General features: G+C 61.4%; 23 protein-coding genes and 3 tRNA genes. 11 read left to right on the top strand and 15 right to left on the bottom strand.

Translation table 11 applies throughout. The features are described 5' to 3' along the window. Positions 1–7 precede the first annotated feature (7 nt). The 4 genes from LB453_RS19290 to LB453_RS19275 all read right to left on the bottom strand — a co-directional run bounded on the left by LB453_RS19290 (position 8) and on the right by LB453_RS19275 (position 4,941). The gene (locus LB453_RS19290; protein ID WP_103793859.1) at positions 8–1,294 is read right to left on the bottom strand and encodes an MFS transporter; all 1,287 of its coding nucleotides are present in this window, start codon (positions 1,292–1,294) and stop codon (positions 8–10) included. 42 nt (positions 1,295–1,336) lie between these two features. Continuing rightward, the gene (gene rhmD, locus LB453_RS19285) at positions 1,337–2,539 is read right to left on the bottom strand and encodes an L-rhamnonate dehydratase (RefSeq protein WP_103793860.1); all 1,203 of its coding nucleotides are present in this window, start codon (positions 2,537–2,539) and stop codon (positions 1,337–1,339) included. 13 nt (positions 2,540–2,552) lie between these two features. Further along, a complete protein-coding gene (locus LB453_RS19280; protein WP_103793861.1) occupies positions 2,553–3,335 on the bottom strand; it encodes an IclR family transcriptional regulator in 783 nt (260 codons plus the stop codon). Between the two features lie 154 nt (positions 3,336–3,489). Continuing rightward, on the bottom strand, positions 3,490–4,941 hold the full coding sequence (locus LB453_RS19275; RefSeq protein ID WP_103793862.1) for a PLP-dependent aminotransferase family protein: 1,452 nt from the start codon (positions 4,939–4,941) through the stop codon (positions 3,490–3,492). Between the two features lie 102 nt (positions 4,942–5,043). Here LB453_RS19275 and LB453_RS19270 point away from each other — a divergent pair, with 102 nt between their 5' ends. After that, a complete protein-coding gene (locus tag LB453_RS19270) occupies positions 5,044–5,757 on the top strand; it encodes a GNAT family N-acetyltransferase (RefSeq protein WP_103793863.1) in 714 nt (237 codons plus the stop codon). Position 5,758: 1 nt separating this feature from the next. On the opposite strand, the gene opgB is transcribed toward LB453_RS19270, so the two are convergent. Beyond that, positions 5,759–8,050: a phosphatidylglycerol--membrane-oligosaccharide glycerophosphotransferase gene (gene opgB / locus LB453_RS19265; protein ID WP_103793864.1), complete on the bottom strand. Its 2,292-nt coding sequence runs from the start codon at positions 8,048–8,050 to the stop codon at positions 5,759–5,761. Positions 8,051–8,249: 199 nt separating this feature from the next. Continuing rightward, a complete protein-coding gene (locus tag LB453_RS19260) occupies positions 8,250–8,639 on the bottom strand; it encodes a tautomerase family protein (RefSeq protein WP_103793865.1) in 390 nt (129 codons plus the stop codon). Positions 8,640–8,759: 120 nt separating this feature from the next. Here LB453_RS19260 and LB453_RS19255 point away from each other — a divergent pair, with 120 nt between their 5' ends. Then, complete coding sequence (locus tag LB453_RS19255; RefSeq protein ID WP_103793866.1) at positions 8,760–9,677, top strand: LysR family transcriptional regulator; 918 nt, start codon at positions 8,760–8,762, stop codon at positions 9,675–9,677. Here the strand turns inward: LB453_RS19255 and LB453_RS19250 are convergent. Continuing rightward, positions 9,651–10,664, bottom strand: coding sequence for a glycosyltransferase family 32 protein (locus LB453_RS19250; RefSeq protein ID WP_103793867.1), 1,014 nt, complete (start codon positions 10,662–10,664; stop codon positions 9,651–9,653). The two genes, LB453_RS19255 and LB453_RS19250, sit on opposite strands and share 27 nt — an antisense overlap. Positions 10,665–11,093: 429 nt before the next feature. Between LB453_RS19250 and LB453_RS19245 the strand changes: the two genes are divergently transcribed. Next, complete coding sequence (locus LB453_RS19245) at positions 11,094–12,047, top strand: YncE family protein (protein WP_103793868.1); 954 nt, start codon at positions 11,094–11,096, stop codon at positions 12,045–12,047. On the opposite strand, the gene LB453_RS19240 is transcribed toward LB453_RS19245, so the two are convergent. Continuing rightward, positions 12,040–12,594 carry a histidine phosphatase family protein gene (locus tag LB453_RS19240; protein WP_103793869.1) on the bottom strand — a complete coding sequence of 185 codons (555 nt, stop codon included), beginning with the start codon at positions 12,592–12,594 and terminating at the stop codon, positions 12,040–12,042. The two genes, LB453_RS19245 and LB453_RS19240, sit on opposite strands and share 8 nt — an antisense overlap. Before the next feature lie 576 nt (positions 12,595–13,170). Here LB453_RS19240 and LB453_RS19235 point away from each other — a divergent pair. The 4 genes from LB453_RS19235 to LB453_RS19220 all read left to right on the top strand — a co-directional run bounded on the left by LB453_RS19235 (position 13,171) and on the right by LB453_RS19220 (position 18,094). Then, positions 13,171–14,559 carry an MFS transporter gene (locus LB453_RS19235; RefSeq protein ID WP_103793870.1) on the top strand — a complete coding sequence of 463 codons (1,389 nt, stop codon included), beginning with the start codon at positions 13,171–13,173 and terminating at the stop codon, positions 14,557–14,559. Positions 14,560–14,683: 124 nt separating this feature from the next. Beyond that, positions 14,684–15,673: a LacI family DNA-binding transcriptional regulator gene (locus tag LB453_RS19230; protein WP_103794036.1), complete on the top strand. Its 990-nt coding sequence runs from the start codon at positions 14,684–14,686 to the stop codon at positions 15,671–15,673. Then, entirely contained in the window at positions 15,670–16,656 is a 987-nt protein-coding gene (locus LB453_RS19225) for a nucleoside hydrolase (protein WP_103793871.1), read from the top strand. Before LB453_RS19230 ends, LB453_RS19225 begins: the two co-directional genes overlap by 4 nt. 217 nt (positions 16,657–16,873) lie before the next feature. Next, positions 16,874–18,094, top strand: a complete 1,221-nt coding sequence (locus tag LB453_RS19220; protein ID WP_103793872.1) for an MFS transporter — start codon at positions 16,874–16,876, stop codon at positions 18,092–18,094. Here the strand turns inward: LB453_RS19220 and LB453_RS19215 are convergent. From LB453_RS19215 to LB453_RS19205, 3 genes are all read right to left on the bottom strand, one after another. After that, a complete protein-coding gene (locus LB453_RS19215; RefSeq protein WP_103793873.1) occupies positions 18,091–18,555 on the bottom strand; it encodes a YbaK/EbsC family protein in 465 nt (154 codons plus the stop codon). The two genes, LB453_RS19220 and LB453_RS19215, sit on opposite strands and share 4 nt — an antisense overlap. Positions 18,556–18,648: 93 nt before the next feature. Further along, positions 18,649–19,440, bottom strand: coding sequence for a siderophore-iron reductase FhuF (gene fhuF / locus LB453_RS19210; RefSeq protein ID WP_103793874.1), 792 nt, complete (start codon positions 19,438–19,440; stop codon positions 18,649–18,651). A gap of 163 nt (positions 19,441–19,603) precedes the next feature. Beyond that, the gene (locus LB453_RS19205) at positions 19,604–20,698 is read right to left on the bottom strand and encodes a GGDEF domain-containing protein (protein ID WP_103793875.1); all 1,095 of its coding nucleotides are present in this window, start codon (positions 20,696–20,698) and stop codon (positions 19,604–19,606) included. Positions 20,699–20,926: 228 nt separating this feature from the next. Here LB453_RS19205 and LB453_RS19200 point away from each other — a divergent pair, with 228 nt between their 5' ends. Beyond that, positions 20,927–21,211, top strand: coding sequence for a DUF1435 domain-containing protein (locus LB453_RS19200; RefSeq protein ID WP_103793876.1), 285 nt, complete (start codon positions 20,927–20,929; stop codon positions 21,209–21,211). A gap of 45 nt (positions 21,212–21,256) precedes the next feature. Here LB453_RS19200 and LB453_RS19195 read toward each other — a convergent pair. The 4 genes from LB453_RS19195 to rsmC form a co-directional block, all read right to left on the bottom strand. Next, positions 21,257–21,343 (bottom strand) — tRNA-Leu (locus tag LB453_RS19195). Positions 21,344–21,372: 29 nt separating this feature from the next. Continuing rightward, positions 21,373–21,459, bottom strand: a tRNA-Leu gene (locus LB453_RS19190). 32 nt (positions 21,460–21,491) lie between these two features. After that, positions 21,492–21,578: transfer RNA gene (locus LB453_RS19185), tRNA-Leu, on the bottom strand. A 130-nt stretch (positions 21,579–21,708) separates the two neighbouring features. Next, a complete protein-coding gene (rsmC, locus tag LB453_RS19180; RefSeq protein WP_103793877.1) occupies positions 21,709–22,740 on the bottom strand; it encodes a 16S rRNA (guanine(1207)-N(2))-methyltransferase RsmC in 1,032 nt (343 codons plus the stop codon). A gap of 107 nt (positions 22,741–22,847) precedes the next feature. Here rsmC and LB453_RS19175 point away from each other — a divergent pair, with 107 nt between their 5' ends. The 3 genes from LB453_RS19175 to yjjG are packed head-to-tail and all read left to right on the top strand — an operon-like array spanning position 22,848 to position 24,368. Next, positions 22,848–23,258 (top strand): DNA polymerase III subunit psi, encoded by a 411-nt coding sequence (locus LB453_RS19175; RefSeq protein WP_103793878.1) that lies wholly within the window; start codon positions 22,848–22,850, stop codon positions 23,256–23,258. Then, complete coding sequence (gene rimI / locus LB453_RS19170) at positions 23,230–23,670, top strand: ribosomal protein S18-alanine N-acetyltransferase (protein WP_033749390.1); 441 nt, start codon at positions 23,230–23,232, stop codon at positions 23,668–23,670. The genes LB453_RS19175 and rimI overlap by 29 nt, the downstream gene beginning before the upstream one ends. A 17-nt stretch (positions 23,671–23,687) precedes the next feature. Next, a complete protein-coding gene (gene yjjG / locus LB453_RS19165; RefSeq protein WP_103793879.1) occupies positions 23,688–24,368 on the top strand; it encodes a pyrimidine 5'-nucleotidase in 681 nt (226 codons plus the stop codon). The last annotated feature ends 15 nt before the right edge of the window (positions 24,369–24,383 follow it).

Here is a 24,383-nt window from a genome sequence, read left to right as displayed (position 1 = left end):
TCCAGAGTTAATGTTTAGCTGGCGATGCCAGCGCAGTGCGAGAGTCAGGGGTCAGGCCGAAAATCATCAGCGCGCCTGTGGCGGCGATAGCGGCAAGCACCAGCAGCCCGGCGCTACCGCTGTTAAACAGCGATTCGGCGTTGACGCGGATCAGCGGCGCCAGAAAGCCGCCCACCGCGCCGAACAGATTGACGAAACCGATACCGGCCGCCAGTGCGCTGCCGGAAAGCAGCTGCGTCGGCATAGTCCAGAACACCGGCTGCACGGCGATAAAGCCGATGGCCGCCACGCTCAGCGCCACGATCGCCAGCACCGGCGACACCAGGCCCGAGATGCCGATACCCGCGGCGGCGGCCAGCAGCGTTACCGCGGCGATCGGGCGACGTTCACCGCGGCGATCGGCATAGCGGGGGATCAGCCAGGTGCCAAACAGCGCGGCGATCCAGGGAATAGCGGCCACCAGCGACGCGACAAAGCCGACTTTGGTGCCCAGCAGCGCAGCGACCTGCGAGGGTAAAAAGAAGATCAGGCCATAGACCGCAATCTGGATGGTCATGTAGATCAATGCCAGATGCCAGACGCGTCCCTGGCGCAGGGCGTCGCGCAGCCGCGAGGTGGGCTTTTGCTGCTCCTCGCTCGCCAGCTGCTGCTGAAGCGCCGCTTTCTCCTCGCCGCTGAGAAAACGCGCCTGCGCCGGGCTGTTATCGAGCCAGGCAAAGGTAAACAGCCCGGCGGCCACCGCCATCAGCCCCTCAATCATAAACATCCAGAACCAGCCCGGATGGCCGAGAAAGCCGTGCATCTCCAGCAGGGCGCCAGAAAGCGGCGAGCCAAAGGTCAGCGCCAGCGGCGCGCCCATATAGAACAGCCCCATCACGCTGGCGCGCTGCTGCTGCGGAAACCACTGGGAGGTGAGGTAGATCATGCCGGGGAAAAAGCCCGCCTCCGCCGCGCCGAGCAGCGTGCGCACCAGCAAGAATTTCGCCTCGCTATCGGCAAAGGCCATCGCCGCGGAGAGCAACCCCCACAGCAGCGTTGTGCCGCCGATCCAGCTGCGTGCGCCGAAGCGGCGCATCAGCAGATTGGCGGGCACGCCGAACAGGGCATAGACCACAAAGAAGATGCCCGCCCCCAGCGCGTACGCCTCGTTGCTCAGGCCGGTATCCAGCTGGTAGGCCTGTTTTGCGAAGCCAATATTGGCGCGGTCGAGAAACGCCAGCACGTAGAGCATCAGCATAAAGGGGATCAGGCGGGCGCGGTTTTTGCGCACCGCCTGCTGTACAAGACTGTTCATCTTATCGATCCTCCCGACAGGGGCAGCGCGCGGCCTGCATTATTAGTGGGTATAGGGGCGTTTCAGGCCGTCGCGATTGAGTTCGACGCCGAAACCGGGTTTGTCGAGCACCGACTTGTGCAGGCGGCCGCGCGTCGGCACCGGCTCGTCGATCAGCAGCGGATCGAACTGCGGGCGCAGCGTGCTGCAGTCCGGGCTGGTCATCAGAAACTCGCTGAACGGACTATTGGTAAAAGTGATGACCGCGTGGTGCGAGTAGACCGACGAGCCGTGCGGCACCACCAGCTGGCCGCGCGATTTCGCCAGCGCGGCGATCTCGACCAGCGTGGTCAGCCCGCCGCACCAGCCGACGTCGGGCTGCAGGATATCGATGCCGGTATCCGCCAGGGTGCGGAACGAGCTGAGCGTGCCGTGATGTTCCCCGCTGGCGATCAGCATGCCCGGCGGCGCCTGGCGTTTCAGCTGCCTGTAGCCTTCGTACTGCTGCGGCGGCAAACACTCTTCCAGCCACTTAAGGTTGTAGGGGGCGCAGGCGTGCGCCAGTCTGGTGGCAAAGTTAACGTCCTGACTCATCCAGCAGTCGAGCATCAGCCAGAAGTCGGGACCGCAGGCTTCGCGATAGTGGGCGATACGCGCCACCTCTTTGCGGATGCCCGCGTCGCCGTCGTGCGGCCCCCACTGCACCGCCAGCTTGCCGCCGATAAAGCCCATCTCCTGCGCCAGATCGGGCCGCGCGCCGGTGGCGTAGAACTGCAGCTCGTCGCGCACTGCGCCGCCCAGCAGCTGATAGACCGGCAGTTGCGTCACCTTGCCGAAGAGATCCCACAGCGCCAGGTCGACGCAGGAAAGGGTATTCATCACTATGCCGCCGGAGCCGGCGTAGAACATCGTCGCGTTCATCATCTGATCGTGAATCAGCCTGATATCGCTAACGCAGCGCCCCTCAATAAAGCGGTTCAGATGTTTTTCCACGATAAAGCAGCCCATCTCACCGCCGGTAGAGATAGCGAAGCCGGTCTGGCCATTATCAGCCTCGATTTCCACTACCAGCGTGCCCAGCACGTTAATGCCGAACGACTGGCGCGACTGCTCATAGGCCGGGTATTTGCTCATTGGCGTGGCGATATGATCGTCGATCCAGTGGCCGCCCGCCTGGTCGTGATAGTCAGCGCCCGCCGCGGCTTTCTCTGCGGTGGCGCCGCCGGTAAACCAGGCGCGGACGGTTTTGATTTTTGGCAAGCTCATAGCATTCTCCTGATTAAGAAGCGAAAGATTCCGCCGGGCTGCGCCAGCCCAGGGCGTAAGAGATATCGCGCGCGCAGGCCAGCGCCCGGCCAGCCAGATAGTCGCGGTTGTCGTCATCGATCTGCAGCCGCGTGCCGACCAGCGAAATAGCGGCAACTAACTGGCGACGGGCGTCGAAGATCGGCGCGGCGACGCAGCGTACGTCGGGATAATCCTCCCCGTTATCGAAGCTCCAGCCCTGGCGCCGGATGCGCGCCAGTTCGGTAAGCAGCGCCTCTGCGCTGCGAATGGAGGTTGGCGTAACGGCGACAAAGCGCAGCTGGCTAATGATCTGCGCCTGCTCCTCGGCGGGCTGCCAGGCGAGCAGGCATTTACCGATACCGGAGCGGTGCAGCGACAGGCTTTTGCCCTCATGGGATCGCACGCTGATGGTGGCGGGAGACTCCAGCTTCAGGATGTAGCAGGCGTGCCCGCCATCGATAATGCCGAGATGACAAAGCAGGTTGCTCTCCTGCATCAGCCGCGTCAGGCGCGGACGGGCGATCTCGCGGAGATCCATCTTCTCCAGCGCATGCCCGGCAAACTCCACCAGCCGTGTCCACAGGCGGTAGCGATCGTGGCGATCCACCGTGATAAGGCGCTGCTTCTTTAGCTCGGCCAGCAGCAGATAGGCGCTGCTCTTTGGCAGCGTCAGGCCGTCGATAATCTCGGCCGCGCTGCATGGGCCATGCTGGGCGATAAAGTTGAGGATGGCGATGCCGCGGGTAAGTGCGGGTACAGGGGTTATTTCCAGCATGCTGGACTCCAGTCTGATTATCTGGAGGCAGTGTTGGTAAATCAGCGAGCGGGAAACGTGAGCCGCTTCAAAGAACCCAGGTCAGGAGAGCGTGGTTGCGCGCGCGACGCGCAGAGTGTGAGATGCGCCGCGCTGGCAGTACAGCGGGCTGGACTCAGCGCGCCAGCAGGCGATGGATCTGCCGCACGCCCGCTTTAAGCTGGGTGCCGCTGGTGTTGCCGTAGCCCAGCACCAGCCCGCGCAGCGGCGCCTTCTCCCCGCAGTAGCTGGAGAGCGCGGCGGGCGCGTAGCCCGCCTGCCACAGCTGCGCCGCCAGCGCCGCGTCGTCGATCTCATCCGCCAGCCGCAGCACCAGATGCATGCCGCACTCCCCGCCCAGCAGCGGGACCCTCTCACCCAGCGTCTCCTGCAGCGCCTGCCGCAGCGTCTGCTGCCGCTGACGGTAAAGCCGACGCATCTTGCTGAGATGACGCATAAAGTCGCCGCTGGCGATAAAGGCGGCCAGCGCCTGTTGTTCAAGGCGGTTGCCGCCGCGCAGCAGCTCGTGCAGCGCCGGGCGCAGCGGCACCGCCAGCGTCGCAGGCAGCACCATAAAGCCCAGCCGCAGCGCCGGAAACAGCGTTTTGCTGAACGAGCCGACATAGATCACCGGCGCGCCGGGCGTCATGCCCTGCATCGCGCCGATCGGCTCGCCGACGTAGCGAAAATCGCCGTCGTAGTCATCCTCGATAATCCACGCCTGATGCGCCTGTGCCTGGGCGAGCAGCGCCAGCCGTCGCGCCGCGCTCATCACCGCCCCGGTAGGGTACTGATGGGTTGGCGAACAGAAGATCAGGCGCGGCGGAGCGCTCTGCCACAGCCGGGCGTCAGGCGCCAGTCCCTGCTCATCCACCGCCACCGCCTGCACGCGCAGATTGCCGGCCAGCATGGCGGATTTCGCGCCGCGATAGCCGGGATCCTCTACCCAGCCGATATCGCCGGGGTTGCTGAGCAGGGTGACGCAGAGCGACAGCGCCTGCTGCGCCCCCTCGGTGATCACGATCTGCTGCGGCTGGCAGCGCACGCCGCGCGTCAGGCTGAGATGCTGCGCCAGCGCTTCACGCAGCGCCATCTCGCCCAGCGGATCGCCATAGCCCAGCAGGCGCTGCGGCGTGTCGTTCAGCACGCGGTTAAGCGCGCGTCGCCAGGCGGCGAAGGGGAAATGGGTCAGCGCAGGCACGCCGGCGCGCAGCGGCATCTCTTCGCTGCTGTAGCGATGGCCGGAGTGCAGCAGCGCCACGCGGTCGGCCACCGGCGCCTGGCTGCCGGTGTCGACCGCGGCGGGCGCGGGCAGGGCAATCGGACTGACGCGGCTGCCCTGGCGATCGCTGATCAGATAGCCTTCCGCCTGCAGCTGCGTCCAGGCGTTTATCACCGTATTGCGCGACACCTGAAGATCCTGCGCCAGCTGGCGCGTCGCGGGCAGGCGCGTGCCCGCCGGAAGCTGACCCGCAAGGATAGCGCGCTTCACGCGCAGGCAGAGCTGCTGCTGCAGGGTTTCACCGCCGCGCAGCGCGAGCGGCGCCGAGAGCAGCTGGATGGGGGAGGGCGAACAGCGGTCAGGCATGCGTGGATCCATCATTCTTTTAAGCCGTGGAGCTTTTTAGCCTACCAGAAAAGCGGCACGCTCAGGTGACCACCACTCAGGCGATTGCCACAAGGAGATGCTATGCCGCACACCACCAATGAATATGGTCAGCCGGTCGGCCTGCCGTTAACGGACTGGCAGCCGCGTCCGCTGCCGCAGCGCGAGACGCTGGAGGGCCGCTACTGTCGTCTTGAGCCGCTCAGCGTGGCGCAGCACGGCGAGGCGCTGCGCGCCGCCTATGCGCTGGCGCAAGATGGCCGCGACTGGACCTATCTGTTCGCCGGGCCCTTTGCCGACGAGGCGCAGTGGCTCAGCTATGCGCAGCAAATGGAAAGCAGCCGCGATCCGCTGCACTTCGCGGTGATCGATCTGGAGAGCGGACGCGCGGCAGGCACGCTGGCGCTGATGCGCATCGCGCCCGAGCACGGCGTAATTGAAGTGGGGCACGTCGCCTTTTCGCCGCTGCTGAAGCGTACGCGCCAGGCGACCGAGGCGCATTTTCTGCTGATGCGCTACGCCTTCGAACAGCTCGGCTATCGCCGCTACGAGTGGAAGTGCGACAGCCTGAACGCCCCCTCGCGCCGCGCCGCCGCCCGGCTCGGTTTTCAGTATGAGGGGGCGTTTCGTCAGGCGATCGTCTACCGCGGCCGCACGCGCGATACCCACTGGTTCTCGATCGTCGACAGCGAATGGCCGCAGGTGAAGCAGGGCTTCCTGCGCTGGCTGGCGGCGGATAACTTCGGGGCCGACGGGCAGCAGCGCGAAACCCTGGAGGCGCTGCGCCAGCGGCCCTGAGCTAGCTCTGCGGCACGATGCGGATATCCACCATGCCGATGCCGAGCCGCCGCGGATCCTGGCCGGTAATATTGCCCAGATTGCTCTGCTGCGGCTCCGGCGGCGCGATGGTCAGCGTACGCTCGCCCGCCGGATTGGTGAAGTGCAGCGTGGTGGTGGAGAGATCCTCGCCCAGCGTCAGCAGCTGCTCGCTATCGCCGACGCGCACCGGAATCGGGCGGTGCGCGTTAGGCCCGAAGGCGCGCGCGGTGATCACCATATCAAAGCGCGCCGGCAGCGGATCGACATATTCAATGCTGACCGCCGGTGCCAGGTTGGCGTTGGACCAGCGTCCCCAGTTTTCCCAGCGCGAAATGCCGCTGAAGCGCTTCACGCTGGCCGGCGCGCCCGGCACGGCGAACAGAAAGCGGTCGGCATCGTAGCGGATATCGTTATCTTCAACGCGCAGCAGCGCCTCATTGCGCTGGTAGTTGGCGGTGCTCAGCACGCTCTGCGGAAACTGCGCCTGGCCTTTCCACTGCGCTTTGTCGATACGCGCAACGCTCGGCTGGCCGCCAAGCTGTCCCATCGCCACGCAGAAGTCGGTGGAGAGCGCCAGCTCAGGCTGCCACAGCCGCGCCATACGGAAGCAGCGATCGACCCAGACGAACTTCTCGCTGGCGGTAAAATCCGCCAGCTGGTAGCGCAGCGGCGCGGCATATTCCCCCTCCGGCAGCGGCTCGACGTGGTTTTCGGCGACGCGGAACAGGATCGGCAGCCGGAAGGTGGCGCCGGAAAAGCTGAAGCTGTTTTTCGCCGTATCGATAACGAAACGATCGAGCTTTTTCGGGAAGTTCCACAGCTGAATAATATCCGCCTTCCAGCGGGTGATATGGGACTTAAAATCAGCGAACTGGCCCGTCAGCGTTGTTCCCGCGAGGCTGCTGCGGCCGAGGCCGATCGCTTTATCGCCGCCGAGGATATCGAGCACCGTCGCGCCGTTATCCAGCGTGCTGCGCGGCTGGTCGATCACCTCCGCCTGCGGCCGATCGCCGCGGATCACCATAAAGAGATCGCGACGCGGCTGTTTGATCAAATAGGGATGGGCGGTGTTGTTCATCGCCAGATGATCTGAGGTCACCACGATCACCGTGTTTTTAAAGTAGGGCGACGCCTTGATGCGGGCGATCAGCCGCGCCACATGCTCCTGCGAGCAGGCCACTGCGCTGAAGGACTGGTTAGGCTTGCCCTCGTAGCTGTAGCTTTTGCGCTGGCAGCTGCGCGACACAAAACCGTCGGGATGGTGCGTATCCACGGTCAGGGCGAACAGGGCGAAGCGCTTCTGCTGACGCGACAGCGCCTCATATTTCTCAAACACCTCATCCATCACCGTATCGTCGTAGTAGCCCCAGTTGTTGCGGTAGGCTGGATCGGCGACGCTATCTTTCAGCTGCTGCGATCCCACCATATTGGCCGGATCGAAGCCGTGCGAGGTCAGAAAAACGTCTTTACCGGCAAAGCGCAGATCCGCGCCCTGAATAAACCAGTTCTCATAGCCGGAGTTTTTCAAAATATCGCCAAGGCAGACGTTTTGCGGATAGAAGCTGGAGAGCGCGGCAGAGGCGTTACCGTCGAAAGGGGCGAACAGCGGAATGCCGCACTGCGAAGCCACCATGCCCGCGATGGTATAGTCGGTGCCGGGCAGCTGCACGGTCTCGCTGAAATCCAGGCTCTGCGCCTTTTCCTGACTCAGCTCCGGCGCCAGGCCGGGGAAAACCTGCTCGTCAAAGTAGGTGCGCTCCAGGCTTTCGCCATAGATATAGACCAGATTGAGCTGCGGGTTGCTGATGACCTTTTGCGGCACTTTGTAGTAGCTGTCGAAGTCGGAGTCGGCCAGCCGGGTGTGCGAGGCGACCAGGCTGGCGACCTGGCGAAACGCCGGGGTGGTCTGTACCGATCCTGCGGCGCAGGCCACCGCCAGCAGGCTCCAGCCGAGATGGTGCGGCCGCTCATGGCGCCGCAGCAGCCAGCTCAGCAGGCAGATCAGCAAAAAGAGCACCAGCAGCAGCCCGATAGCGGGCACCACATATTTACTGACGCCCGCGCCGGTCAGGCTATTGGTCAGGGTGTAGAGCACCGCGTCGTTAATGCCATCGCCGGTGAAGTAGTTGCTGGCAAAGAGTGTCGCGTTCAGCAGGACAAACAGCACCAGCAGAAGCAGCACAAAGGAGAACCACAATTTATGGCGGCCGGCTTTCCACGAGTAAACGGCAATGGCGGCCAGAAACAGCGCCACTGAGACACATTCGGACAACGTCAAATCCTCTCTTGAAGTGAGTTAGCGCATCCTGCGCAGCCCGCATTGAGTAAGGGTAGGTTTGCGTCAATCTATAATGGCTGTCATAGCGCTGCAACATATGCCGCCCGAATTGTGCAGTGGGTAATCTTTCAGAGGGAAAAGCGCGCGACGGCCGGGGTGGCCGTCGCGGATTGCGGTGAAAAAGAGCCGTAAATCAAAGCCGACCGGTAAGGTATTGCGCCTCGCCGTCGGCGAAGCTCCAGTCGCCTTTGTCGTTCGTAATAAAGCTGATCATCAGATCGTGGCCCTGCACGCCGCTGCTTTCGCGCAGCTCGCGCGCCAGCTCTGCCATAAAGCGCTGCTTTTGTTCCGCACTGCGCGGGCTGGTGTAGACGCGTACCATCACCAGGTTATCGCTGCGGCTAAAGCCGAGGCCGGTATCCTGGAAAAACATATTACACGCCTTGTTTTCGTGAACAATCTGGTAACGGTCACGCGCCGGCACCTGAAAGGCGGTCAGCACCGCGCGGTGCGCCGCATCGAGCAGGGTGCGCAGTTCAGCTTCGGAACGGCCCTGTATCACATCAAATTGCAGTAGCGGCATCGCTTTTTCTCCTGTTGAGGGCGTAATCTATCTGTGCTGTGACAACTATCCTGACGCGTTGGCCAGCAAAGAAAAAGCGCGCCTGCTGAAATGATTATTCAATATAGTGAACAATGCCTGATGAAAGAGATAAAAACGGACGCGCTCTGGATCCATCTGCACTGGCTGCTGGTGCTGGCGGAGCAGGGCAGCTTTACCCGCGCGGCAGAGCGGCTTGAGGTGAGCAAAGCGGCGATGAGCCAAAAGATCAAAGAGCTGGAGCTGGCGGCGGGCACGGCGCTGGTGCAGCGCACCACGCGCAGCGTGCGGCTGACGGCGGCAGGCGAAAAGCTGGTGGAGGAGCTGCGCGACCCGTTCGCGCGTATCGAGCAGAGCTTTTTTGGCGTGCGCGACGCCGCCGGGCCGGTGCGCGGCCTGGTGAGAGTGACCGCGCCGGTGGCTTTTGCGCGCCAGCAGCTGGTGCCGCTCGTCGGGGATTTCCTGCGCGCCTGGCCGCATATCCGGCTGCAGCTCGATGTGACCGATCGCATTGTTTCCCTCAGCAGCGAAGGATTTGACCTGGCGATTCGCCACAGCAGCACGCTGCCGGAAACGCACGTCGCGCTGCCGCTGTGCGATACGCGCACGCTGCTGGTGGCCTCGCCCGCTTATCTGGCGGCGCACGGCGAGCCGCAGACGCCGCATCAGCTGGCGCAGCACAACTGCTTATACTATCCGCGCGGCGTGGAAACCCCGCGCTGGACCTTCGCCGACGCGGCGCAGGAGCGGGTAGAGGTGAGGGTGCAGGGCAGTTTCGCCACCAACAACAGCGAGTCGATACGCGATGCGGCGCTACAGGGGCTGGGCATCGCTATGCTGCCGGACTTCAGCGCCCGCGAGGCGCTCGCCTCCGGCGCGCTGCAGCAGGTGCTGCCGCGCTGGCGAGCCGTAGAGGCCTTTGCGGAGAAGCTCTGGATCGTCAGGCCTTACGCCGCGCAGGTGCCGCGCGCGGTCACCACCTTTACGCACTGGCTACGCGCGCGCTTTGTCGACGCCTGACGACAGCGCCAGCTGCGTCGGCGCCAGCATCATCTCGCCCAGCAGGCTGGCGCGGTTATAGAGGCCGATGCGCAGATTAAAGTCGAGGTGCAGCCGCTCGTCGCCGCTCAGGCGGATAACCGGCGGCGGCGTTTGCGGCCGCTGACGAAACAGCACCGAACAGGCGAACGCGTCGCTGTTGCCGGCGTGCAGCTGCTGATAAAACCAGGCGTTAGCGTCCGCTTTGCGCAGGTGAAGATTCACGCGGCGATACTCTTTTACCGCCACCTGCTGCGCCAGCGACAGCAGCGCCTGCGCCGGGTGATGAATTTTCTGCACGATAAGCGGATAGTCGTCGCGCTTTTTCAGCTCGTTAATATAGTTCTGCACGCCGAGGTTTTTAATCGGGGCCAGCTGTTTCAGCCATTCGCGAATAAAGGCGTTGCCCGGCGCAGCGGCGATAAACCAGCCTTCGATAACCGGCGACAGGAAATTAAGCGTGCTGTTCTCGCGGTAATAGCCAATAACGTCCATCGGCTTATCCTGCTGAACCTGGTGTACCCAGTCGAGCTTCTCAAATAACAGCGTGCCGCAGTCGATGCCGATGCCGCCAAAGCGGTGCAGCAGCTCCAGCCGGATAATTTCGCTTTTATGCGCAGGCGTCAGATCGGCGGAGATAAAGGTCATCTCCGGCAGCCACTGCGCCAGGGTGCTCTGCGTCACCAGATGCAGCGTATGGTCGGGATTGTCCTGGCGCAGCTGGTTGATATTCAGGCGCAGCGAGGGCGGCAGCGTGTCGTCGAGCCAGACCATCCAGATGGTTTTCGGGATCGCCGCAGGCGCTTTTTCCGCGGAGAGGATCACCAGATTCTCCTCCTGGCTGGCGTCATATTCCGGCGCAGAAAGGGCGCTGTGCTTTTTTTTCTGCCACAGCATTTGACTGCTGAAAGAGACGCGTTTCCAGCTGCGCCAGAGGGAGTGTGCAGGACGTTGAGCGTGTTGATTCATGATGCACCTGTTATTGTGATTATTGCGGCGGAAGTGTCCCCCATGAGGCGTAGCGCAGCGCGCGCATTCATTTCCTCACGATTGTGTATAAAAACTCTTCACTGATTTAATAAAGCATTATTTATATGCGCGCTACGACTTTTGCTGAATTTCAGATAATCCGGAATGCGAGAGGTGAAATTGTCGTTTATCGCCTTACCGTCTGCCTTATATTTAATTAAGGCGGTGCTTCGCTTTATTTATTGCCGTTGCTAAAGATAATCCTGGTTTTTATCTCTGCCCTCCAGAAACAGCAGGGGGTGAGCGATTATTTCTTCTCCCATTGCGTTTATTCCGGTTGGTTAACCGTGCTGATGTGTCGATCGGGGCGTGGTGGCGCAGGCGCGGTTGTCTACGCTTAAGGAAGGCTTACTGAGAAAAGGAGTCGCTATGTCTGAACCCACTCGCGGGCTGCTGGCGGTTGATAAGCAGGGCAACCGCGTGCTGTTTCTCAATCCCGAGACCTTTGCCGTTGAGCGCGAGCTCAACGCTTTCCCGCCGCGCCCGCATGAACTGCTAATGCTGCCGGCCTGGCAAAAAGCCTACGTGCCGATCTACGGCGACGGCGTACACGGCGACAATCCCCATCCGGGTCACAAGGTGGCGGTAATCGATCTGGTGAAGCGCGAAATCAGCGGCTTTATCGATCTTTCGCCGCTGCGCGCGCCGCACAGCGGCCAGCTGGGGCGCGACGGCAAGGTTTATCTCTGCTGCGAAAACAGCGCGGCGGTGGCCGTTATCGATCCGGCGACCGACCGCGTGGAAAAAACCATTCCTGTTCCATCGCATAACGCCCACCGCCTGACGCTTTCGCCCAGCGGCCGCAAGCTGTTTACTGAAAACGAAGAGGACGCCAGCATCACCGTCGTGGATCTGTGTGAAGCGGAAGGGCGGGTCATCGATACCATTCTGCTGCCAGGCCCCATCGCCGGCATTGCGGCGTCGCCAAAGCATCCCTATCTGGTGGCCAGCGCGGCGGATGCGCCCTGTCTCTACGTTATCGACCGCCAGAGCCACCGGGTGCGCCAGCGGCTGGCGCTGCCGGGGCACCAAAAACCCTGTCAGGTGGTGCGATTCAGCGCCAACGGCGAGCGCCTGGTGGCGATAGGGGATCGGGAGCCCGTCATCACCCTGTTCGACGATCTGCTCAATCCGCTGGGGGATATCCCGGTAGGAAACCAGCCGATGGATGGCTGCTTCAGCCCCGATAATCAGCAGCTGCTAATCGCTAACGAAGGCGACGGCACCCTGAGCGCGATCGATCTGGCGCAAAACCGCGTTATCGCGACGCCGCGCGTTGGCACCGGCTGCGAAGTGCTGAGCTTTTTCGATCTGGTCAGATAAAAGGGCGGTGGTAGATCGCGGAACTCCAGTGGCGGCTGCTGGCGTGCTTTTCCGCCTGCCAGCCGCGCTTGCGCAGCTCGCGCGCGATCATTTTATTCATCAGGCCGTGGCCGAGCAGCAGCACCGTGCCCTGCTCTGACAGCGCGATCAGCCGATCGGCGGCGCGCGCGGCGCGTGCGCGCGCCCGCTGCAGCGACTCGCTCTCGCCGGCATAGCCGCACAGCCACAGCATGCGCAGCAGCGTCAGCCAGAGCAGAGTCGGCATTTCAAGGCGACGCGCGGCGATCAGCGGAACCGAGATTTCGCTGAACAGCGCATCGATGTGGCTCGGCTGCAGGCCAAGACGGGTCAGCGACGAGCGCGCGCGCGGCAGCGGGCTGCAGACGATCACCGACGCCTGACGCGCAATGGTCAGGCTACGGGGAGGCGGCATGTCGCATACCAGCGCCATATCATACGCCTCGCACCAGTCAGCCAGGCCCTGAGCGCTGAGCCGGCCGGCGACGCGATGATCCGGTTTGCCGTGTCGCATCAGGATAATGGTCACAGGACTCCTCATTTGTTCTGCTCTTAAGCCTAATGCAAAGCGGCGCAATGTTAAAACCTGACTTAACCGGACGAAACCGAGGGGGCTGTCATCCTCTGGTCATCTCTCCAGGGGATAACGCTGTTTGCTACGCGCTGACAGGTTACGTCCGGGTATTATTAAGAGAAAGTGTTAAGTCCAGAATAATACTGGTTTGATGGTATCTTTCTTTATGTTTTTAAGTTGTTGTATTTAAACAATGAAATCGGTTTCATCTTTTGCAGGGCTGTATGATTTTTAACAGATATGGCTAAATTTACTTGATTTATCTACGCGCGTAGATAAACTGGCGCCCAGTGATTACTCGCAGCGGACGAGGCGAGAATGGCTCAGTAAGTTTTGTTCTTTGCCTGCTTTACACGATCGGTGATTAACATCGGCAGCGCAGGCAAAGAGAGAGATTCCAACACCAGGGGATCTTTTACTGACCGCAATAAGGGTTAGCCAACCAGTTTATCGCCATCCAGGGCGTTCTGATTGCTATCAAAGAACCGTCCCACGGAAGGGCGTTCACAATCACTGATACAGGGAAAGAGTATGACGACACAACACCCCGTTGAGCGCGATTCCACGCGTCTGCATTCCGCCGCCGACGAGCGGCTGACCACCTCTGACGGGCGCAAAGATTTCTGGCGCGCCACCTTATCCTGCTGGCTGGGCACCGCGATGGAGTATGCGGATTTCGCGCTCTATGGCCTGGCGGCGGGCATTATCTTCGGCGATGTCTTTTTCCCGCAGGCGACCCCTGCAATGGCGCTGCTCTCCAGCTTCGCCACCTGGTCGGTCGGCTTTATCGCGCGTCCCATCGGCGCGGTGCTGTTCGGCTGGATCGGCGATCGAAAAGGGCGCAAGACGGTCATGGTCCTCACTATTATTCTGATGGGCGCCTCCACCACCTTAATCGGCCTGATACCCAGCTATGCCGCTATCGGCGTCTGGGCGCCCGCCTGTCTGGTGCTGCTGCGTTTTACTCAGGGGCTGGGCGCCGGCGCGGAACTCTCCGGCGGCACGGTGATGCTGGGAGAATATGCACCGGCTGAGCGGCGCGGGCTGGTTTCTTCGGTGATCGCGTTAGGCTCCAACAGCGGCACGCTGCTCGCCGCGCTGGTATGGCTGGTGGTCGTGCAGATGGATCAAGAGAGCCTGCTCGCCTGGGGATGGCGCATTCCTTTCCTCAGCAGCGTGCTGATTGCGCTGGTGGCGCTCTGGATTCGCCGCCACCTGCGCGAAACCCCGGTGTTTGAACGCAGAAAGCAGGAGCTGGAAGCGGAACGCGCTACGGCGCGCAGCGCGCAGCCGGTGGCGGACAGGCGCGGATTCTGGACGCGCACGCGCGCCTTCTGGACGCTGGTCGGCCTGCGTATCGGCGAGAACGGCCCCTCCTATCTGGCGCAGGGCTTTATGGTCGGCTATGTGGCAAAGGTGCTGATGGTCGATAAATCGGTGCCCACCACGGCGGTCTTTATCGCCTCGGTGCTGGGCTTTGCGGTGATCCCGCTGGCGGGCTGGCTCTCTGATCGCTTTGGCCGCCGCATCACCTACCGCGGCTTCTGCCTGCTGCTGATGTTTTACGCCTGGCCTGCCTTCTATCTGCTCGACAGCCGTGAACCGGCCATCGTGATCCCGGTGATTGTGGTGGGCATGGCGCTGGCGTCACTCGGCATCTACGGGGTACAGGCCGCATGGGGGGTAGAGCTGTTCGGCGTTAAACATCGCTACACTAAAATGGCGGTAGCGAAAGAGCTGGGCTCGATTCTGTCGGGCGGCACCGCACCGCTGCTGGCGGCGGCGATGCTCTCCTGGAGCGGCCACTGGTGGCCGATAGCGCTCTACTTCTCCGCAATGGCGGCCATCGGTTTCTTTACGACCTTTGTGGCGCCGGAGACGCGAGGGCGCGATCTTAATCTGCCGGAAGACGCCATCTAGTGCGGCGTCGCTTCCCGCGCACTAACGAACAGGCCGTGAGTATTCACGGCCTTTCGTGTTTACATCGGGAGCTAAAAGCTTGAAACAGCCGTCAGGCAAAGTGACACGCAGCGACGTGGCGAAAATGGCCGGCACCTCGGTGGCGGTGGTCAGCTACGTGATCAATAACGGCCCGCGGCCGGTAGCGGAAAGCACGCGTCAGCGCGTGCTGGAAGCGATCCGGCTGACCGGCTATCGCCCTAACGGCGTGGCGCGCGCCCTGGCGTCGGGCAGCACCAAAACCTACGGCCTGATTGTGCCGAATATCGGCAACACCTTTGTCGCCTCAATGGCGCACGTGCTGCTGCAGGCCTCGCTGGATCACGGCCATGTGATGCTGCTCGGCGACGCGGGCGACGACCGTCAGCGCGAGCTGGAGCTGATCCATAGCCTGCTGAACCGTCAGGTTGACGGCCTGTTTTACAACAGCGTCGATCGTCACCCCTATATCGACGTGATTCAGGCCAGCGGTACCCCGTTTGTGATGCTGGATCGCGTCGAACCGCAGCCCGGCGTCAGTATGCTGCGCGTTGACGAGCGGCAGGCGGCGTTTCAGGTCACCGCTCATCTGCTCAGCCACGGCTATCAGCAGGTCGGCATTATCAGCGGCCCGCTGGAGATGCTTAACGCACAGGATCGGATTCAGGGCTGGCGCGACGCGATGGCGGCGCACCAGGTGCCGGTCGATGAGGCGCTGATCTTTCCCGCCAGCTACACGCGGCAGGGCGGCTACGAGGCGGCGCAGCGCATGCTGGCCGGACCCGGCGTGCCGCGCGCGCTGTTCGCCAGCAACGAAGGTCAGGCGATCGGCGCGATTCGCGCTTTCTTTGAGCGCAACATTCGCGTACCGCAGGATGTGGCGCTGGTCTGCTTCAACGGCACCGATCAGTCCGCTTTCCATGTGCCGACCTTGACCACCGTGCGCCAGCCGCTGCCGGATATGGCGCGCTGCGCTATCGCCATGCTGCAAAACTGGGACGGTGAGGCGAAGCTCCACGAATTCCCGCACTACCTTGAAATTGGCGAATCCTGCGGCTGTACCCCGCCTGTAAAAACTAACGTGACGACAATATGAAAAGAGTGATTATTGACTGCGATCCGGGCAACGGTATCCCCGGCGCCAATACCGACGACGGGCTGGCGATCGCGCTGGCCCTTGCTTCGCCGGCGCTGTCGGTGGAGCTCATCACTACCGTCGCAGGCAATACGCCGAGCGATATCGGCGCGCGGGTGACAAAAGATCTGCTGGTGCGCCTCGGTTTGGCTATCCCGGTGGTGCAGGGCGCCTCGCAGGCGCTAAAAGAGGATCATGCGCCCTGGCGTGCGGCGCTCGATCGCCGCGTCGAGCAGCTCGATATGGTCAGTCTGTGGCAGGGCGTACGTGCGCCGATGCCGATGGCGCCGGACGGCTACGACGCGGCCGAGGCTATCGGCAGGCTGATTTGCGACAATCCCGGCGAAATCACCCTGGTGGCGATCGGTCCGCTGACCAACGTGGCCCTGGCGCTGCAGCGCTATCCGGCGATGGCGGAAGCGGTGGCGGAGATTGTGGTAATGGGCGGCGTGTTTGCGCTGGACGATTACATCAAAGACACCAATTTCGGTCTCGATCCCGAGGCGGCGCATCAGGTGCTGCACAGCGGCGCGGCCGTTACCCTGGTGCCGATGGATGTGACCACCCAGACGCTGCTGACCCATCAGGATCTGTCGCGCATCACCGCCAGCGATCATCCGCTCTCCCATTTTGTGCGCGACACGCTGCGCCCGTGGATCCATTACTCTATCCGCACCCGCCAGCTTGCGGGCAGCTGGATCCACGACGCCCTGGTGGTCGCCTGGCTGCTGAACCAGCGCGTGGCGAACGGCACCGACTATCGGGTGGATATTGAGCTGCGTCCAGGGGCAACGCGCGGCAAAAGCTGGCGCTACCGCACGCCGCTGCGCGTTGACGTCGGTATCCCCGACAACAGCGGCGCGCTGGTTCATGTGCTGCATCACGTCGACAACGCGCTGCTGCTGGAAATGATCGAACAGGCGCTCACCTCCCTCAAACGCTAATCCCCGGCGAGCAGGTGCGGCCAGGCCGCACCATCGCCCGGCGTGAAATGCGCCGACACCCTTAGTTACATCCTGACGTCAGGGATGCCAGCATTTGAACGCGCTGGCGTTTATCAAAGTGCTATAAACAAAACGTTAACAATATCGTAACCGTCTCGCCGGTTACGCCTTCCCTTTTTCGGACCCTTTACCCGAATGACCCTGACAGGATACGTTTATGTTTAACTGGACCCCGACCCAGCGGAATGTGGCGTTTGCCAGCTTCGCCAGCTGGACGCTGGACGCGTTTGACTTTTTTATTCTGGTGTTTGTTCTGAGCGACCTGGCGCACTACTTTCACACCTCGGTTTCCGACGTGTCGGTCGCCATTATGCTGACGCTGGCGGTGCGCCCGATCGGTGCGCTGCTGTTTGGGCGCCTGGCAGAAAAATATGGTCGCCGACCGATCCTGATGCTCAATATCGTGATGTTTTCGCTGTTTGAGCTGCTCTCCGCCTGGTCGCCCAGCTTCGGCGCCTTTCTCGGCTTTCGCGTTATCTACGGCGTGGCGATGGGCGGCATCTGGGGCGTCGCCTCATCGCTGGCGATGGAGACCATTCCCGACCGCTCGCGCGGCCTGATGTCCGGCATCTTTCAGGCGGGCTATCCGTGCGGCTACCTGCTGGCGTCCGTGATCTTTGGGCTGTTTTTCGATGCGGTAGGCTGGCGCGGCATGTTCCTGATCGGCGCGCTGCCGATTCTGCTGCTGCCGTTTATCTACTTCAAAGTGCCGGAGTCGCCGGTCTGGCTGGCGGCGCGCGAGCGCCAGGAGAGCAGCGCGCTGCTGCCGATTATCCGCCAGCACTGGAAAATGTGTCTCTATATGGTGCTGCTGATGGCCTGCTTTAACTTCTTTAGCCACGGCACCCAGGATCTCTATCCCACCTTCCTGAAGGTGCAGCACCAGTTCGATGCCCATACCGTCAGCCTAATCGCCATCAGCTACAATATCGCGGCGATGCTGGGGGGCGTATGCTTCGGCGCGCTGTCGGAGCGTATCGGCCGTAAAAAGGCGATTATCCTGGCGTCGCTGCTGGCGCTGCCGGTGCTGCCGCTCTGGGCTTTTTCCAGCGGCTCCTGGGCGATTGGGCTGGGCGCGTTTCTGATGCAGTTTATGGTGCAGGGCGCGTGGGGCGTGGTGCCGACTTATCTCACCGAGCTGGTGCCCGCCAACGCGCGCGCGGTGCTGCCGGGCTTCGTTTATCAGCTGGGCAATCTGATCGCTTCGGTCAACGCCACGCTGCAGTCGCGCATCGCCGAGGCGCATAACGGCAACTACGGTCTGGGGATGGCCATTGTTGCCGGTACGGTGGCGGTGCTGATCTGCCTGTTTGTCGCCTTTGGCCGCGAAACGCGCGGCATCGAAATCTCAGGCGCGGTGTCGAAGCAGACGCGTTAGATCGCTTCGCACACGTCTATCCACTGCGCCTGCGTCAGCTCGGCCATGCGCTGTGGCGTAATCCGCACGGCGCTATGGACGGCGCCCGCTGCGGGCAGCACTTCATCGAAGCGGCGCAGCGACTCGTCGCAGTAAACCTTGAGCGGATTCTCCAGCCCGAACGGGCAGACGCCGCCAACCGGATGGCCGGTCCAGTTCACCACCTCATCGACGCTGAGCATGCGCGCCTTCGCCCCCAGCGCCGCTTTTAGCTTGCGATTATCGAGCCGGGCATCGCCACGCGTGACGATCAGCACGACTTCATCTTTGACTTTCAGCGACAGGGTTTTGGCGATTTGTCCCGGCGCGACGCCGTGAACGCGCGCCGCCATCTCCACGGTAGCGGTGCTTTGCGACATCTCGATAATGTCGATATCAGGTGCGTGTTCGGCGAAAAACTGCCGTACCGACTCCAGGCTCATCTTTTTCTCCATGCAGGTCGAAGGCGTAAAAACTGCCACAAGGCGGAAAAAGTGTAAACGAGAGAAAGGGAGAAAGTGCGTCGGGACGCGTTTTTATACGCTGAGCGTGCAGTTGCCGCAGCGTTCGACGTCGGGGATACGGTAGCGCTGGCAGCAGCTGCGTCTGACCATCTCGCCGCCGCGCGGCAACATGGTGCGGTAAAGCGGATTATCGCTGCCGTCCTGCAGGCGGCTGGTAAAGAAGAGCATCTGCTCAAGCTGCAGAATCGTCGCCTCATCCAGCAGGGTTTTCAGTTCGCCGAGGAACCAGTGGAAGGAGAAGCCCATATTGTTCCAGATCAGCCTGGCGTTGATGCCGCCGTGCTGGGCGATGGCGTTCACCGCCGGGATCAGATGCTGCTGGATCAGGCGATCGATACGCTGCGGCGCGGTGAGGTAGCGCGCCTCTTCATCTTCGTGCGCCGCAATCCAGAAAGCGCAGGGGTGGCCATGCTCGTGGAACTGAACCTGGATATGCTGCGGCGAGCAGTCGAGCGCGCGCGATTCCGCCAGCAGCGCCAGCATCATCGGCGGCACCAGCAGGCCGAAATACCACTGCGCCCAGAGCGACTGAACCGGCTTCGCCTCCTGAACGGCGTCGGGGTGCTGACGATAGAGATAGTCGCTGTAGCGCTGCGCCAGCGCAGGGAAATGTTGCGGGCGAGCCCACTCCGCCAGCGTCAGGGCGTCTGCGGGAGCGGCTTCATCAAGGTGAATGCTGTCCAGCATATAGCTGTGCTGCTCGCGCATCAGATCGCGCAGCGCGCGCGCCAGCGAGCGATCGCCCTGCATAAAAATAGGCTGAGCGTACTGAAAGCGTTGAGATTGCTGCCTGATGATCGCCATGCTGAATAACACGCCCTGGAAGCAGAGAAGAAAGAATGATAATCGTTCTTAGTCCCATTCACAAGTCGGCGCGGCAGCAACAGATCAGCGGAAAGAAAATTTTCGGCGCAGGGCGGCATCAGCGCCAGCGGCGGCGCGGCGCGCACCGCCGCGCTGCGAAGCATTAAAGCACTTCGCTGCCGGCGGCGAGCGGTTTGGGCAACGCTTCCCAGGCGAGAATAGTATTTCTGCCCTGGTTTTTAGCAACGTAGAGCGCACGGTCGGCGTTAGCGACCGCCTGATCGAACTCGTCGTCAAATATCGGGGCAATGCCTGCGCTGACGGTGACGTGGGTGGAGACCTTTTCGTTGAAGCGATGGGGGATCTCGAGATCGAGCACATACTGGCGAATGCGCTCCGCCAGCTTCATGGCGATCGACGCGTTAACGTTGGTCATCAGCACCAGAAACTCTTCGCCACCGTAGCGCACCACCACATCGCGCGAGCGCACGGCGTCGCGGATCGCCACCGACACGCGCGCCAGCGCCTGGTCGCCCATGGCGTGGCCGTAGTTATCGTTGTACGCCTTGAAGTGGTCAATATCGAGCAGCAGCACAAAGTGGCTGCCGGCGTGATTTTCCAGAATATTGTCCAGCCGGTTTTTCAGTCCGCGTCGGTTATAGAGGCCGGTCAGCGGGTCCAGCATGCTGAGATCGCTGAAGGTCTCTTTTTCTTCATAGAGCTGGCGCATCAGGCGGCGGGTAAAGCGATCGACGCGGCGGCGCATCAGGTGTTGCAGAGAAAAGCCGATCAGCGGCAGCGAGATAGTCAGCAGCAGCATCGCCAGATGTTCGCCATTATCGAGCAGCAGCACCGTTACCACCGGCGGGGTGATATGCAGACAAAAGGCCGGCAGATAATCGCTCAGGGCGATGGCGCTAATAAAAAATACGCTAAGCAGGCTAATCGTCAGAAAGTTATCGTCAAAAAAGAAAACCTGATGATATTTAAGGTCAATATGCCATGCCCAAAACGCACCAAGCAGTAACGCGACAGGATTTAATAAAGGTAATTTCAGTTTCGGCCTGATTAAACACGCAATTAACGTCGAGGCGCTAAATAGCGCAACGGTAATAACCGGAACCGGCAGGTCCGCTGCCGGGCTGCCAACGAAAGGGATCAGGCAAAAAAGCGATACGGCGACATTTAAAAACAGAAAGAGCATCAGCGATAGCCGATATTTGCTCTGTTTCAATTCATCGTAAGATTGTAATTTCATTATTAATACTCGAAACGGCCCTGAAATATCAAAGCGCATTCCGGCGAAAATAAAATTTTTTGCCGGACAATGAGCAAATTTGCTGTGTTATGAAAGGTGTTATCGGCCGCAATCTAGCATTTTCCAACTGGTCTGTCATCTTCCGGCCCGGGGGCGAAAAAAACAGGCTGCAAGATGAGATTTATTATCATATGATAATGCGAATTCTTATCATTTGAGGTCGGCGCAATGTTAATGGCTCTGTTTGCCGCCTGCGGTTTGTGGGGCGTTAGCTGGGTGATGGGGAAGAGACTGGACAGCGCATGGGGCGTGCTGTTGCCCTGCGCGGCGATGCCGTGCTTTGCGCTATGGGAGCCGAGCTTTAGCCAGTGGCGCATAGTGATGGTGGTGGCGCTGCTGCTGACGGTGATTATGCTGTTCCATCGTCGGTTACGTCACTATCTGCTGCTGCCTTCATGTCTGGCATTAGCGGGCGGATTAGCGGCCGTTGCGGTGATCTTTCATGGCGTCTGAAACAAGAAGAGTAAAGCCGGGAGGTAAAGCAGGGGAGGACAACTCTGGTGCGAAGAGAGGGACTTGAACCCTCACGTCCGTTAAGACACTAACACCTGAAGCTAGCGCGTCTACCAATTCCGCCACCTTCGCATTTGAGTCATCTTTTCATGTCGCCGCATTGGTGCGAAGAGAGGGACTTGAACCCTCACGTCCGTAAGAACACTAACACCTGAAGCTAGCGCGTCTACCAATTCCGCCACCTTCGCGCAGTGCGATGCGAGATGAAAATCGTGGTTGTTGGTGCGAAGAGAGGGACTTGAACCCTCACGTCCGTTAAGACACTAACACCTGAAGCTAGCGCGTCTACCAATTCCGCCACCTTCGCGTACCAGCAATACATGACAGTATTGCAACCACGGAGGCGCATTCTAGAGATTTTACACCCGGCGTCAACAGATATTTCGCGACGGCGAATCGACTGCTGTAAAAAGCAACGTTTTCACCGTCGCCGCTGCTTAGCGTGACTTCGCGCCGCGGCCGTAAACGGCGCGGTAAACCTTGAAGCGTCCGTTTTGCGCCAGCACTTCATGGCTGCCGAAGGTCTCGTCCAGCACCTGTGGGTAGGGCAGGAAGGCGTTGGCGACAATGCGCAGCTCGCCGCCGGTATTGAGGTGCTTCACCGCGCCGCGGATCAGGGCCTGCGCCGCGTCCAGGCTGGTTTCACGCCCTTCGTGGAACGGCGGGTTCGAGAGGATCAGATCGAAGCGGCCGGTGACGTCGGAGAAGACGTTGCTCGGGAAAACCTCGCCCTCAAAGCCGTTAATCGCCAGCGTCGCCTTGCTCGCCTCAATCGCCGCGGCGTGTACGTCGCACAGGGTCAGGCGCACTTTCGGCGAGTGGTTGGCCAGCACCGCCGCCAGCACGCCCGAGCCGCAGCCGATATCCAGCACTTTGCCTTTGGTGTGCGGCGCCAGGGTGGTGAGCAGCAGGGCGCTGCCGATATCGAGATCGTCGCGGCTGAAGACGCCCGGCAGGGTGCAGATGGTCAGCGGATCGAGATCGTAGCTGTCGCGGAAGCTATCGGCGTCAAACGTCGGCTGGCTTTCCAGGCGGCCGTGATAGAGGCCGCAGCGGCGCGCGCTGTCGATTTTTTCCAGCGTCGCCCACTCTTCGACCATGCCTTCGGCGCTGCGCACGCCGCTGCGGTTTTCGCCCACGACGAAAATATCGCAGCCCAGCGGCAGCAGCGACAGCAGATTCATCAGCTGGAACAAGGCTTCCGGCTTGTTTTTCGGCCAGTAGTAGACCAGCGTATCGCAGCCTTCTACCTCTTCCTGCGTTGCCACCAGACCGTAGCGCGCCCGGTCGCCCAGACGGCGACTCAGATTTTGCCAGTGATGATACTGCTGGGTATGCGCGCGCGATGAGGCGGTCTCCAGCTGAGCGGGCAGGTCATCCTGCATATCGCCAGCGAACAAGACGTGGCGGGCGGTAAATTCATCACTGTGGCGCAGTATGACTTCGCTGGCCGGGGTAAAAGCAGACATGAAAGGCTCCTGTTAGATCAGAGCGGCGATTATAGTGGTTTGTTGGCGCATGTTCGATGGGTTTGCTAGCATAGCGTCGCATTCCGGCAGCACATCAAAGGTAAATCATGACGTCCAGGCGCGACTGGCTGTTACAGCAAATGGGAATAACGCAGTATCAACTGCGACGCCCGCGCGTGCTTCAGGGCGAAATCGCGGTGCGGCTGACGCCAGGCACAAAGCTGATTATCGTCGCCGAGGTCGCGCCCGGCCTGCACGAGCCGCTGGTGCGGGACGTTCTGCACGCCCTCGCCATCCAGCCTGCCCAGGTGATGGCGCTGACGCCCGATCAGCTGCAGATGCTGCCCGAATCGCTCGACTGCGCGGGCTGGCTGATCGGCATTGACGTGCCGCACCCCTTTAGCGGCGTCGCGCTTCACTCAGCCTCTTTAAATGAACTTTCCAGCAGCGGCGCGGCGAAACGCGCGCTCTGGCAACAGATGTGTAACCATGACAGCGATCTCTTTCCTCACCCCTGAGGACACCGCACAGGCTTTCGCCATCGAGTGCCGCAGCCACGCTTTTCCCTGGCGCGAACAGACCTTCGCCAGCAACCAGGGCGAGCGTTTTCTTAACTATCGCCTCGACGTCGACGGCGTGATGGCCGCCTTCGCCATTACCCAGGTAGTGCTGGATGAGGCGTCGCTGTTTAATATCGCCGTCGATCCCGCTTTTCAGCGGCGCGGCTACGGTCGCCAGCTGCTGCAGCATCTTATCGCTGAGCTGGAGAAACGCGACGTCATGACGCTCTGGCTGGAGGTCCGCGCCTCTAATCATCCCGCTATCGCCCTTTACGAGCAGCTCGACTTTCATCAGGTCAGCCGCCGTCCCAACTACTATCCCACCGCCAGCGGACGTGAAGACGCCATCATTATGGCGCTGACGCTGTAGGCTTTTAAGGAGCTGTAATGTTAAAAGACTGGGATTGCATCCTGTTCGATGCCGATGACACCCTTTTTCATTTTGACGCGTTCGCCGGCCTGCAGCGTCTCTTCGCCGGCTATGATGTTCAGTTCACCGATCAGGATTACGCCGACTACCAGGCGATCAACAAACCGCTGTGGGTCGATTATCAGAACGGCGCAATCTCCGCGCTGCAGCTGCAGACGCGACGTTTTACCGGCTGGGCGGAAAAGCTGAGCGTGGCGCCTGACGTGCTTAACAGCGGCTTCCTTAGCGCCATGTCGGAAATCTGCATGCCGCTGGAAGGGGCGGTCAGCCTGATGCATGCGCTGCACAACAAGGTGCCGATGGGCATTATCACCAACGGCTTTACCGCGCTGCAGCAGGCGCGCCTGGAGCGTACCGGCTTTCGCGACTACTTCTCGACGCTGGTGATCTCTGAGCAGGTCGGCGTGCCGAAGCCGGATGCGGCTATTTTCGACTACGCGCTGGAGCAGATGGGTAACCCGGATCGCAGCCGCGTGCTGATGGTGGGCGATACGCCGGAGTCCGATATTCTCGGCGGCATGAACGCCGGTTTAAAAACCTGCTGGATCGATCACGGCACGCGACCGCTGCCAGAGACGATTCACCCCACCTGGACGGTCAGGTCGCTGAGCGAGCTAAAGGCGCTGCTGCTCGCCTGAGTCTCTGTTCCCCCT

Source organism: Pantoea agglomerans (assembly GCF_020149765.1).
GTDB lineage: Bacteria > Pseudomonadota > Gammaproteobacteria > Enterobacterales > Enterobacteriaceae > Pantoea > Pantoea alvi.
Note: the sequence above shows the minus strand (reverse complement) of the source record. Positions and strands in the feature narration are given on the sequence as shown.

What these genes read in the sequence shown, in the direction of transcription:
- LB453_RS19290 (WP_103793859.1), bottom strand. Translation starts at nt 1,294, where the DNA reads ATGAACAGTCTTGTACAGCAGGCGGTGCGCAAAAACCGCGCCCGCCTG.
- rhmD (WP_103793860.1), bottom strand. Translation starts at nt 2,539, where the DNA reads ATGAGCTTGCCAAAAATCAAAACCGTCCGCGCCTGGTTTACCGGCGGC.
- LB453_RS19280 (WP_103793861.1), bottom strand. Translation starts at nt 3,335, where the DNA reads ATGCTGGAAATAACCCCTGTACCCGCACTTACCCGCGGCATCGCCATC.
- LB453_RS19275 (WP_103793862.1), bottom strand. Translation starts at nt 4,941, where the DNA reads ATGCCTGACCGCTGTTCGCCCTCCCCCATCCAGCTGCTCTCGGCGCCG.
- LB453_RS19270 (WP_103793863.1), top strand. Translation starts at nt 5,044, where the DNA reads ATGCCGCACACCACCAATGAATATGGTCAGCCGGTCGGCCTGCCGTTA.
- LB453_RS19260 (WP_103793865.1), bottom strand. Translation starts at nt 8,639, where the DNA reads ATGCCGCTACTGCAATTTGATGTGATACAGGGCCGTTCCGAAGCTGAA.
- LB453_RS19255 (WP_103793866.1), top strand. Translation starts at nt 8,760, where the DNA reads ATGAAAGAGATAAAAACGGACGCGCTCTGGATCCATCTGCACTGGCTG.
- LB453_RS19250 (WP_103793867.1), bottom strand. Translation starts at nt 10,664, where the DNA reads ATGAATCAACACGCTCAACGTCCTGCACACTCCCTCTGGCGCAGCTGG.
- LB453_RS19245 (WP_103793868.1), top strand. Translation starts at nt 11,094, where the DNA reads ATGTCTGAACCCACTCGCGGGCTGCTGGCGGTTGATAAGCAGGGCAAC.
- LB453_RS19235 (WP_103793870.1), top strand. Translation starts at nt 13,171, where the DNA reads ATGACGACACAACACCCCGTTGAGCGCGATTCCACGCGTCTGCATTCC.
- LB453_RS19230 (WP_103794036.1), top strand. Translation starts at nt 14,684, where the DNA reads ATGGCCGGCACCTCGGTGGCGGTGGTCAGCTACGTGATCAATAACGGC.
- LB453_RS19225 (WP_103793871.1), top strand. Translation starts at nt 15,670, where the DNA reads ATGAAAAGAGTGATTATTGACTGCGATCCGGGCAACGGTATCCCCGGC.
- LB453_RS19220 (WP_103793872.1), top strand. Translation starts at nt 16,874, where the DNA reads ATGTTTAACTGGACCCCGACCCAGCGGAATGTGGCGTTTGCCAGCTTC.
- LB453_RS19215 (WP_103793873.1), bottom strand. Translation starts at nt 18,555, where the DNA reads ATGAGCCTGGAGTCGGTACGGCAGTTTTTCGCCGAACACGCACCTGAT.
- fhuF (WP_103793874.1), bottom strand. Translation starts at nt 19,440, where the DNA reads ATGGCGATCATCAGGCAGCAATCTCAACGCTTTCAGTACGCTCAGCCT.
- LB453_RS19205 (WP_103793875.1), bottom strand. Translation starts at nt 20,698, where the DNA reads ATGAAATTACAATCTTACGATGAATTGAAACAGAGCAAATATCGGCTA.
- LB453_RS19200 (WP_103793876.1), top strand. Translation starts at nt 20,927, where the DNA reads ATGTTAATGGCTCTGTTTGCCGCCTGCGGTTTGTGGGGCGTTAGCTGG.
- rsmC (WP_103793877.1), bottom strand. Translation starts at nt 22,740, where the DNA reads ATGTCTGCTTTTACCCCGGCCAGCGAAGTCATACTGCGCCACAGTGAT.
- LB453_RS19175 (WP_103793878.1), top strand. Translation starts at nt 22,848, where the DNA reads ATGACGTCCAGGCGCGACTGGCTGTTACAGCAAATGGGAATAACGCAG.
- rimI (WP_033749390.1), top strand. Translation starts at nt 23,230, where the DNA reads ATGACAGCGATCTCTTTCCTCACCCCTGAGGACACCGCACAGGCTTTC.
- yjjG (WP_103793879.1), top strand. Translation starts at nt 23,688, where the DNA reads ATGTTAAAAGACTGGGATTGCATCCTGTTCGATGCCGATGACACCCTT.